We start from the raw sequence: 8,427 nt of genomic DNA, 5'->3' as shown, positions 1-8,427 counted from the left end.
TCTCCACAATCGGCTCGGCTGTCGGTGTTGCTGATGGTGAACCTTACTGGAATGGGTATTTGGGGCAATGGCAGGTTTGGGTTAACTTTGCCCACGGGTATAGGTCTGTGGTGTGCGATTGGTTGGTTGCGGTGTAGGTTATGTTATTACCCGGCTTGCTGGTTTAACCAAACTTCTAAATCTACCACAACGGAAAAATCTAGTAACGCTTCTCCTAACCCTTCCAGTTGCTCAATAGATAATCGTCGAACTTGTTCAATCAACGATGCATCAATCTCACCAAAACGACGATTTAGTAGACGTATAATTAAATCCTGTTGTCCTTCTTTTTTAGCTTTTTCGCGGTCTTGTTGATAAAGTGGTTCTAATCGCATAACTAACTCCCTATCGTCTGATTCTAAATTTTGATTGATTCTTAAATTTTCACGCAGATTATAAACCAATTCTAGCGTTACTTGCTTGTATGGGTGATCCAATGGTAACGCTGATAATTCCACAATCGCCTGTGACTGTGTGCTTCCTCTACCCAGTATTCTTAACCACAAGGTTTCCGGTATTTGCGGCAGTTGGTGAATAGCAACAATTGCTGTCCGTAGAGCATCACCTAAAAAGTATATCCCTGGTAGCCACCCCGACTTCTGATTAACATTAAAGCTCGATAGTATTGCCGGGGATGCAGTTGGAGTCAGAACCCATAGTTTAGAAATATTTGAATCCTGGAGTTTGGTTTTATTCGCTTTAGCATCTCGTCGCAATCCCGCTTTTACTTCTAATAACTTTTGAATACAATCACAGATTTCATCACCAGAAGCTGCATTGCGAAAGGGTTCTAATATTGCCGGAAATTCGGCAAATCTTCCTAGTAGCCCTAACAATTCTAGATTAGAAGTTTGCTGTGCTGATGGAGTAAATAACACATCAATTTCTTTAATCTCTCCTGATACTTTTTCGGATGATTTTACTTCTCCATAAGATTTTAACAGTTCTTCTAGATAGTCCTTAGCAAATTCGTCATGTACAAATCGAGTCATTCAATTTGGTTTTTTTGAAATTGATTTGATAGCGGGGGGTTCAAGTACTTATCCTACTCTTGTTATTGTTAAATCACCGAGTCAAAAATTTGTTGCGCGCTTAGATTCAACTGCAAAAAAGTAGGAGACACTATAAGGTTTGTTCCTCTAAAGGGTGTCATTTGATATTCACCATCAATAAGTTCACAGACAAAAATAGTCGGAACTTTGGGACTACCAATAAATACACGTCCACCCAACGCTGCATAATCCACAATCCAATATTCAGGTATACCCATAGCTTCATAGTCACGAAGCTTATCGTAATAATCATCCTGCCAGTTGGTTGACACTACTTCAACTATTAGTTTGACCGAACTAGCATTATGGATAACTGATTCCTTCTTCCAGCGTGTTTCGGTATCAATAGTTTCTTGATTTAAAACAATAATATCCGGTTCGTACCCTGATTTGTCTCGGTATGGTTTAATAATGGATTCTTTCGGTATAGTCCAGATACCGCGCTTACCCATATCTCTAATTGTGATCAGTAATTCTTCAATCAAAAAACCAGCTAAATCAGAATGCTCCCCTTTAGGCTTTGGCATCTCCACAATCACCCCATCATGTAATTCATAACGTACTTCTGAGTTTTCTGGATACCATTCGATAAATTCATCGAAGGTCAGTAGCTTTAGTTCCGATTGTGTTTGACTCATAAAAGTTACTGGATTTATTTTTACCAATGCACGCAGGAAAATCCCTCGTCCCATTAAGAAGTCAGCGTCAATTCTTGCCGCTTGGCGGAATTAACCATTTTCATTAAGTGCTGATTGAGATAACTTTGCGCTGAGATGTACAAACTTTCCCAAATTTCTTGATTACGACAGATTCTTGTTCCCACCGTATTCCCTGCTATTTTCTCCGATACCAGGTATTTCCGGTAATAGTTATTCCACAGATGCTGGAGAAAGTCTTCTGAAAACTCCTCAAAAGGAATAATCCAGTTATAATTCTCGTCCAAGAACACCCGATAAGATGCAATTATCGGCAACGCCAGATCAGTTGGCGCACCAAACCCAAACGAGTACTTGCTGTCGAGAAGCAGAGTATTTTTGCGTGTATCGATTGAGGCTAAATCGTTGACGCCCTTTCTTCTGGGGTTGCTGATATGTTCTTGGACAATTTCGTATAGTCTTTGCTCAATCCATAGAGATTTGGGAAGTAGAGGCAGTAAAAGAGTTAATCTTTGCCTCTCCGTGTCTGTGATGTGACTTGGAGTATTAGTACCCGTAGGATGCTTGGTTCTTTTATTGCCGTCGGGGTTATATCTATTTCTGTCAAGGCAATTAATTAATTTGAATAAGTGATTAACATTGCACTGGGCATTTCTAGGAGCGCCGCTTTGGTTCTGGTAATAGGCGACTCGGAATTTTCTGTCCTCCGCTCTTTCCAAAGAAGCTAAATACTGCTTGATGAAATCAAAATCACCTCTGGCGTTGACTTTAGAGCGAGAATCCACTGGCGTAGTGGTATTGGATGCGAGAGCGATATCTTTAGCTGATTCTTCAGAAAGTCCAATGTGAATGGTAACTTGAACTCTGGCAAGGCTCAGGTTGTAATTGTAATTCCTAGCCTGGTCAAAAGCTAGAACTGTATGCCCGCCATTAATGATACCATCGCTTCCCCCTTCGGAGGCTTCAAGTATCTCTAGTTCCAGTTCAGTTTTATTTTTGCTGGGTTTAACTTTGTTGGCACACAGCACAATTCCACTGTGGCGGGAGAAGAATTTTTCGGGTTGAGTCGTTACAGAATCGAAGATTTGCCTATACGTGGCACTTTTGCGGTTAGGTTCTCTAATGTTGGGTTCTAGGGGTAAGTCTGTAGGAAAAGTGTCAATGTGGGCAGTGGCAATGATGCATTGTGGGTTGGCATGGTAATAGCTATCTATTTTCAGATTCCAGGTTTTGGGCATAATAGAGTGATGAAGCTCAATTTGACTATGTTAACGCTCTAGTAGTTCGCCAAGGGAGTTTGGCGGGGTAAAGGGAAAGGGAAAAGGGGATTTTCTTCATATTCGGAGGTTTAAATGAAAGAAGATAATCGTTATATTCTTTGGCATTTGATTGGGTGGATAGCGGGAGGCGTTATAGGGGTGTCCCTGGGATTATTGTTGGCATATCTTATCTCAACATTTTTTTTAGGAGGGAAAACTATTACGGGTGAAAATTTTCACCTTGAAAACAATCCTCTTACAAGCGATATTCTTTCTGATACCGATAAACATATTTTAGGTACATTGATCGGCATTCCTGTTGGCTATGGCGCAGTAATTGGATTTGGAAAACTCTTCAGGAGTCAGAATCAATGAGTGGGAGATTCATACCCGCCACTCATTGTAGACCACTAAATTTTCAATTTGGTGGGGGTCTTATACCCATTTATTCAGACGCCAGTTACACAGAATTCAATTCTGAATTCTGGCTCCTGAATTCTATTTGATAAAATAACCAGGAGTAAAAAATTCAAATGGCAAGTTTTACAATGAATTTAGTCGCTTTGATAACTTCGGATATGTTAGCGATCGCTCAGAAAAATTTTTGATGAGTGAACTGAAATTAATCATTAGAACTTAGGAAGCGCAGCTACCCAGCAAATAAAACTGATGAAAAAAATTACAATTAATTGCGACAGATGCGGTACAGAACTTAGTCCAGGAAATTGGAAAGACGATACTGAAGTTTGCGATAATTGCTCCAATCTGGCGGCGGCTGCTGCCGAACTAGCCAGCGCAGATATTAAAACTAATTCCAAGTCAGGGGAAAGTTTGAAGCTTTTAGTTCAAAGGATAAGCGAGTAAATCCCTGAGCTTAATTCTTCTGGACGGAAAATGTTTTCCGTATAGATAATCAAATTGAACTTGATTTCCTTTTAGGGATAGAGTATAACAAAACGCAAGTATTGTAATTGCAAATAGATGAAGCAAGTTGTTCTCTGGATTGGAGCCAATGCCGGAGGAGTTTCCAAAACTACACTAGCCGTTCATATTGGCTATGAAATGGCAAAGCGAGGCTTTGACGTTGCGCTACTCGACCTTGATACTAACGTTTCCATGAGCCAGTTTTGTGGATTGGACAAAGACCCACCACTAGAGCAAACAATCGCCGCAGTATTCAGCGAAGATTTTGATGGTAACTGGCCTTTGCTGATGCCAGAATGGGGAAAGCCGAAGGGTAAATTACAAATATGCTTGGGTGGGCCAGTAATGATTCAAGTTGGGTTGGAATTGGCAGTTCGTAATCGTCGTGAGTACGCTTTAGCAGATAAGTTTGAGGATTTTCCTTTACCACATCAACTTGTAATTCTGGATTGTCCTGCTACACTGGGAAATTTCAACGACTTAGCGCTGGCAGTAGCTACACATTTGTTAATTCCTGTCGAACTCAGTCCTAAGTCCCTAACAGGAGCCAATGTATTGCTATCTTGGTATCGAGGAGCGTGTAAAAAACTACGCCTCAATCCCCAGCCTCAAATTTTGGGATTTGTGCCTACTAAATATGACAATAGTGAGGCAACCCAGCGAGATTTGTTGAATCAATTACCGGAAATGCTTACTTCGTTAAAAATTAAATGCTATCCGCACATCCGCTATTCTTGTGAATTCAGCAATGCTTCGGGAAAAGGCATTCCCTTGCACTTGCATCGCTCAACGCATAAAGCGATCAAGGATTTTTATCCTATCTGCCAAGAGTTATCAGTTATTTTGCAGGAGGGAAAAGGTGACAAAAAAGTTGCTCCCTAAAAGCTATGGCTATTTTTCTACTAATTCCCAGGTAGCCGAAGTAGAAGAACAGCTAATTCAATCACAACAGCGTATTGCCGAACTAGAATCCCTGAACACACAATTACAAGGGCTGGTAGCAAATAATAGCGTCCAGGGTGATACTGCTAAATTTGCTGTGCCAACTGATAAAATTGTCTGCAATTATGAACAAGTGCGTCGCTACTTCGATCCTGACAAGCTTGCGACCCTAACTGCTTCTATTAAAGAAGTAGGAGTGCAGTCACCTTTGTGGGTGCGTCCCTATAGCGATGGAAAGTATTTATTAATTGCAGGTGAACGCCGCTACCGTGCTGCACAAGAAGCTGGGTTAACGTCAGTTCCTGTTGTCATTTTAGAGGTTGACGAAACTTCGGCTTTAAAGCTGTCCTTACTGGAGAATTTGCAACGCGAAGATCTCAATCCAGTAGAAGAAACGGAAGGGATACTGCACTTATTGTCTTGGCAGCTAAACTGTTCTACTAAAGAAGTAATTGCTTTGCTGAACCGAAAAGCACATTTAGACAAGAAGAAAGTTGAGTGGGAGGGCGAGAATACGGAAAACGTTTTCCGCAAACAGTGGAAAGTTGTAGAAAATGTGTTTCTAACAGTTGGCAAACTATCACCAGAAAGCTTTCGTGTCAGTCGGCTGCCACTGTTAAATCTGCCAACAGATGTTTTAGATATCCTACGCTCTGGGCAGATTGAATACACTAAAGCCAGAGCGATCGCTACAGTTAAAGATGAAGCGTTGAGAATTAGCTTGTTAACACTGGCAATTAATGAAAAGTTATCTTTAGGACAAATTCGAGATCGTATTGAGAAGGTGAAACCTCAAAAAGCTTCTTCTTTGAGAAAGGAATTTCAAGATATCTCTCAGAGGATGTTAAAGTCCTCACAGTGGAAAGACCCAAAAAAAGCTAAGAAAATTACAAGCCTTTTACAACAACTAGAATCCTTGCTAGCAGATTAATGAAATCTACCCAGGGCTCATCCAACCTCCCAAACAGCAGCCTAAGTCCAACGACTAAAGCCCAAGCTCTAGGCTCCCTTTGTGCTGGTTGCTTAACTACTCCCCAACAAGTCTTGCCTCCGCAGCCAATCAGGAATGACGTTGAGATAATCCATTGAGCTAATGACTTCAAATCTAGTATTGCCTTGCGATGTAACATACCAGCTTTCTCTGGTGTTGTCTTTGGCAAGATTGCGGTAGAGAATAAATCCACAACGTTTCACAATCTGCCGGAACTGCTGAAAAAATTCTTCTTCAGTAACACGGCCATCAATGAGCTTTTGAACCAGGGCATCTACCAATGGGGCTGCACTTCCATTAGAAAAAACCGCAGACGTGGGCATTAAGGTAGATTTACTGTCGTGCATTGGCTCAGAATTGAGATTCGATTCCTGCTTAGGAGATTCAGCCTGCTCTCTCAAGCCGCCAATTCCCCCAGCGATGCTTGTAGCTTTGCAATTTCTTCTAGAACAGGCGCTAATTTGGTTTCTATACGCTGATCTATATCCTTCTCTAATAAAGGGGAAGCGATTGCCCTAAGAGGCAAATCATTTCCCTGATTTACCCAAGCTACGAAATCTTGCAGCAGCGAGGACGCGCTTACACCTCGCTTTTTAGCCTCCTGCTGAAACATCTCCCATTGCTCGTCTTCCACTCGAAATGTAGCTAATTTACTCATAGTTATATACATCTAAATGATATCTGTATAGAGTATAGCGTCTGTCTATAAAAACATATATAAGGTTAAGTCTTTTTGTATATAAACATGTATATAAGTAATCTGGTTTTATCTATAAGATTGTATATAATAAATATAGAAAGGTAAAAGAGGGACGAAAGGAACTCCCAGCCAATCTACAAATCTACAAGTTAGTTAAAGAGCGATCGCCCAGTCTGGACAACAACGCGATCGCCCCTTCACCAAAACCCCAAAAGGAAATGATGATTACTACAAGATTAGCACCAACTCAAGAAGCACAGTCCACTAACCAAGCCTCTGTTTACCCTGTTCATAGTTCTAGCTTTCCTTTGTGTTTTATTCGCTTCATTTATCAAGCGACGATTAACCAATCATAGTCCCCGGTAATTCCGGGGATTAAAACCGCAGATGGAGCGCATTGAATCACCACTAGACGGGTTTTATGTCTAGTGGGCGCTCTCTTTCTTATTCGCTTTATCTACCAAAATTTGCATTTAGGCGAGGAAAACTGAATCATGGCTAAGAAGAAGTCTAATCTAGAAGCTAGGCATACATTAATCAACATCGGTAATATTGTCATAGATGGTTATGAAATGCTTCCAGAAGGGAGTGGGGATTACATTTGTGCGAAAGTCCAGGTGTCTTCAATACTTGATATTAATCATAGACGGTTCGCGCAATTGATCCGTCTAAACCTAGCTAAAATCCTTATGCCAGAGGGGCTACAGGTTCGCGCAATTTCTACGCTGACAGCACAAATAGACGGTATCATGTTAGAGCAAGTAACAAAATTATGGGCGTTGGCGGCATCAAGGGGAAATGAAAAAGCTGCTATTTTATTAGCTGCTTGTGGTACAGAAACATTAGAGCGCAGATTTGACAGAGCGTTCAACAAACAGGTATCAGAGAAAGAGCGAGATGATAAACTTACTTCTCGAATATTAAATGCACCACAGCCCTGGACACGCATGTTCGAGGCTGAATTTGAGTCACACTTGGCAAGGATAACTAAACTGCATAAGAAGAATATCAGAAATGGGTTGTACTACTGGGAGTTTATCTATAGTTGGATGACACCAGAGGAAAAAGCCAAGCTCGATGTTGTTAACCCTGCACTTCCAAACGGACGCAGGAAACACAAAATACATCAGATGCTATCTGACCAAACAAAGAAGAGATTGACACCGCACGTTACCTCAATCTTGATTTTGATGAAGTCGGCTAACTCTGTACCAGAACTGCGGCGATTGGTGCAACGACAGTATGGGGTAGACCAGCCGAATCTGTTCGATGGGTGGCAGATAGGGTAGACGAGCTTCAGCTTTCCCGCCTCTAAACAAGCGGGAAAGCTGAAGTTACAGTTTTTTTTGACCAGGGCAAATTAATTACCTGCGCCGTTTAGGTTTACTCTTGTTACGTTCGTACTCAGCAATAATATCCTTGGCCTGCTGTGGAAGAATTACACTTTTGTTGTTGAATCGCATTTGAAATACCAGATAACAGAGGCTTTTGGGATCAGGGCAAGAAAGATTTGTTGGTAGATTAATGATTGATACTCCTGCAAAAGTCGCAGAAGCTAACATGGCAGAGATGAAAAAGAAAATCCCAGAGTGACCAGAACCGACCCAACCACCAACCCAGAAAAGAAGTCCTTTGCATTGTTCAAAGCGCTTGTGACGAAGTTTTTGATTTTGTGCCTGGGCTTCATTCCATGCTTGTAGCTTTTTCAATTTGTGAGCAGCGAGTCGAGTGGCCTTGCAGGGCAAACGCATCTAAATATTGACAAGCCTGAATCAGGATGAAATACACCAAGATTCAAACTACATAAGGCTTTGAGGAAATTAAATCTCACTGAGTGTGAAAATGATAATCATTAGGAGGGGAG

At 41.3% G+C, this 8,427-nt stretch carries 12 protein-coding genes; 6 read left to right on the top strand and 6 right to left on the bottom strand.

The genetic code is table 11. From position 1 onward, the window contains the following. Nucleotides 1-146: 146 nt before the first annotated feature. The 3 genes from IQ246_RS27300 to IQ246_RS27290 form a co-directional block, all read right to left on the bottom strand. Nucleotides 147-1,031: a DUF4351 domain-containing protein gene (locus tag IQ246_RS27300; RefSeq protein WP_194006426.1), complete on the bottom strand. Its 885-nt coding sequence runs from the start codon at nucleotides 1,029-1,031 to the stop codon at nucleotides 147-149. 68 nt (nucleotides 1,032-1,099) lie between these two features. Further along, complete coding sequence (locus IQ246_RS27295; RefSeq protein ID WP_194006425.1) at nucleotides 1,100-1,729, bottom strand: Uma2 family endonuclease; 630 nt, start codon at nucleotides 1,727-1,729, stop codon at nucleotides 1,100-1,102. 53 nt (nucleotides 1,730-1,782) lie between these two features. Beyond that, complete coding sequence (locus tag IQ246_RS27290) at nucleotides 1,783-2,985, bottom strand: AIPR family protein (protein ID WP_194006424.1); 1,203 nt, start codon at nucleotides 2,983-2,985, stop codon at nucleotides 1,783-1,785. 114 nt (nucleotides 2,986-3,099) lie between these two features. On the opposite strand from IQ246_RS27290, the gene IQ246_RS27285 reads away from it, so the two are divergent. The 4 genes from IQ246_RS27285 to IQ246_RS27270 all read left to right on the top strand — a co-directional run bounded on the left by IQ246_RS27285 (nucleotide 3,100) and on the right by IQ246_RS27270 (nucleotide 5,803). Further along, on the top strand, nucleotides 3,100-3,381 hold the full coding sequence (locus tag IQ246_RS27285; RefSeq protein WP_194006423.1) for a hypothetical protein: 282 nt from the start codon (nucleotides 3,100-3,102) through the stop codon (nucleotides 3,379-3,381). A gap of 294 nt (nucleotides 3,382-3,675) precedes the next feature. Beyond that, nucleotides 3,676-3,870: a hypothetical protein gene (locus IQ246_RS27280; RefSeq protein ID WP_194006422.1), complete on the top strand. Its 195-nt coding sequence runs from the start codon at nucleotides 3,676-3,678 to the stop codon at nucleotides 3,868-3,870. A 117-nt stretch (nucleotides 3,871-3,987) separates the two neighbouring features. Next, nucleotides 3,988-4,812, top strand: a complete 825-nt coding sequence (locus tag IQ246_RS30690) for a ParA family protein (RefSeq protein WP_194006421.1) — start codon at nucleotides 3,988-3,990, stop codon at nucleotides 4,810-4,812. Beyond that, complete coding sequence (locus IQ246_RS27270) at nucleotides 4,790-5,803, top strand: ParB/RepB/Spo0J family partition protein (RefSeq protein ID WP_194006428.1); 1,014 nt, start codon at nucleotides 4,790-4,792, stop codon at nucleotides 5,801-5,803. Before IQ246_RS30690 ends, IQ246_RS27270 begins: the two co-directional genes overlap by 23 nt. A 92-nt stretch (nucleotides 5,804-5,895) precedes the next feature. Here IQ246_RS27270 and IQ246_RS27265 read toward each other — a convergent pair whose 3' ends face one another. Both IQ246_RS27265 and IQ246_RS27260 read right to left on the bottom strand, forming a co-directional pair. Further along, nucleotides 5,896-6,264 (bottom strand): hypothetical protein, encoded by a 369-nt coding sequence (locus IQ246_RS27265; protein WP_194006420.1) that lies wholly within the window; start codon nucleotides 6,262-6,264, stop codon nucleotides 5,896-5,898. Then, nucleotides 6,261-6,521, bottom strand: a complete 261-nt coding sequence (locus IQ246_RS27260; protein ID WP_194006419.1) for a hypothetical protein — start codon at nucleotides 6,519-6,521, stop codon at nucleotides 6,261-6,263. Before IQ246_RS27260 ends, IQ246_RS27265 begins: the two co-directional genes overlap by 4 nt. A gap of 260 nt (nucleotides 6,522-6,781) precedes the next feature. Between IQ246_RS27260 and IQ246_RS27255 the strand changes: the two genes are divergently transcribed. Both IQ246_RS27255 and IQ246_RS27250 read left to right on the top strand, forming a co-directional pair. Further along, nucleotides 6,782-6,919, top strand: a complete 138-nt coding sequence (locus IQ246_RS27255; protein ID WP_194006418.1) for a hypothetical protein — start codon at nucleotides 6,782-6,784, stop codon at nucleotides 6,917-6,919. Between the two features lie 138 nt (nucleotides 6,920-7,057). After that, nucleotides 7,058-7,852, top strand: a complete 795-nt coding sequence (locus tag IQ246_RS27250; RefSeq protein ID WP_194006417.1) for a P63C domain-containing protein — start codon at nucleotides 7,058-7,060, stop codon at nucleotides 7,850-7,852. A 75-nt stretch (nucleotides 7,853-7,927) separates the two neighbouring features. Here the strand turns inward: IQ246_RS27250 and IQ246_RS27245 are convergent, their stop codons facing one another. Continuing rightward, nucleotides 7,928-8,272 carry a hypothetical protein gene (locus IQ246_RS27245; protein WP_194006416.1) on the bottom strand — a complete coding sequence of 115 codons (345 nt, stop codon included), beginning with the start codon at nucleotides 8,270-8,272 and terminating at the stop codon, nucleotides 7,928-7,930. Nucleotides 8,273-8,427 lie beyond the last annotated feature (155 nt).

Origin of the sequence: aff. Roholtiella sp. LEGE 12411 (assembly GCF_015206995.1) — a bacterium.
GTDB lineage: Bacteria > Cyanobacteriota > Cyanobacteriia > Cyanobacteriales > Nostocaceae > Komarekiella.
The sequence above is the reverse complement of the archived record's forward strand: the minus strand, read 5'-3'. Positions and strand labels throughout refer to the sequence as shown.

Coding starts and splice junctions, on each gene's coding strand:
- IQ246_RS27300 (WP_194006426.1), bottom strand. CDS start 1,031: ATGACTCGATTTGTACATGACGAATTTGCTAAGGACTATCTAGAAGAA.
- IQ246_RS27295 (WP_194006425.1), bottom strand. CDS start 1,729: ATGAGTCAAACACAATCGGAACTAAAGCTACTGACCTTCGATGAATTT.
- IQ246_RS27290 (WP_194006424.1), bottom strand. CDS start 2,985: ATGCCCAAAACCTGGAATCTGAAAATAGATAGCTATTACCATGCCAAC.
- IQ246_RS27285 (WP_194006423.1), top strand. CDS start 3,100: ATGAAAGAAGATAATCGTTATATTCTTTGGCATTTGATTGGGTGGATA.
- IQ246_RS27280 (WP_194006422.1), top strand. CDS start 3,676: ATGAAAAAAATTACAATTAATTGCGACAGATGCGGTACAGAACTTAGT.
- IQ246_RS30690 (WP_194006421.1), top strand. CDS start 3,988: ATGAAGCAAGTTGTTCTCTGGATTGGAGCCAATGCCGGAGGAGTTTCC.
- IQ246_RS27260 (WP_194006419.1), bottom strand. CDS start 6,521: ATGAGTAAATTAGCTACATTTCGAGTGGAAGACGAGCAATGGGAGATG.
- IQ246_RS27255 (WP_194006418.1), top strand. CDS start 6,782: ATGATGATTACTACAAGATTAGCACCAACTCAAGAAGCACAGTCCACT.
- IQ246_RS27250 (WP_194006417.1), top strand. CDS start 7,058: ATGGCTAAGAAGAAGTCTAATCTAGAAGCTAGGCATACATTAATCAAC.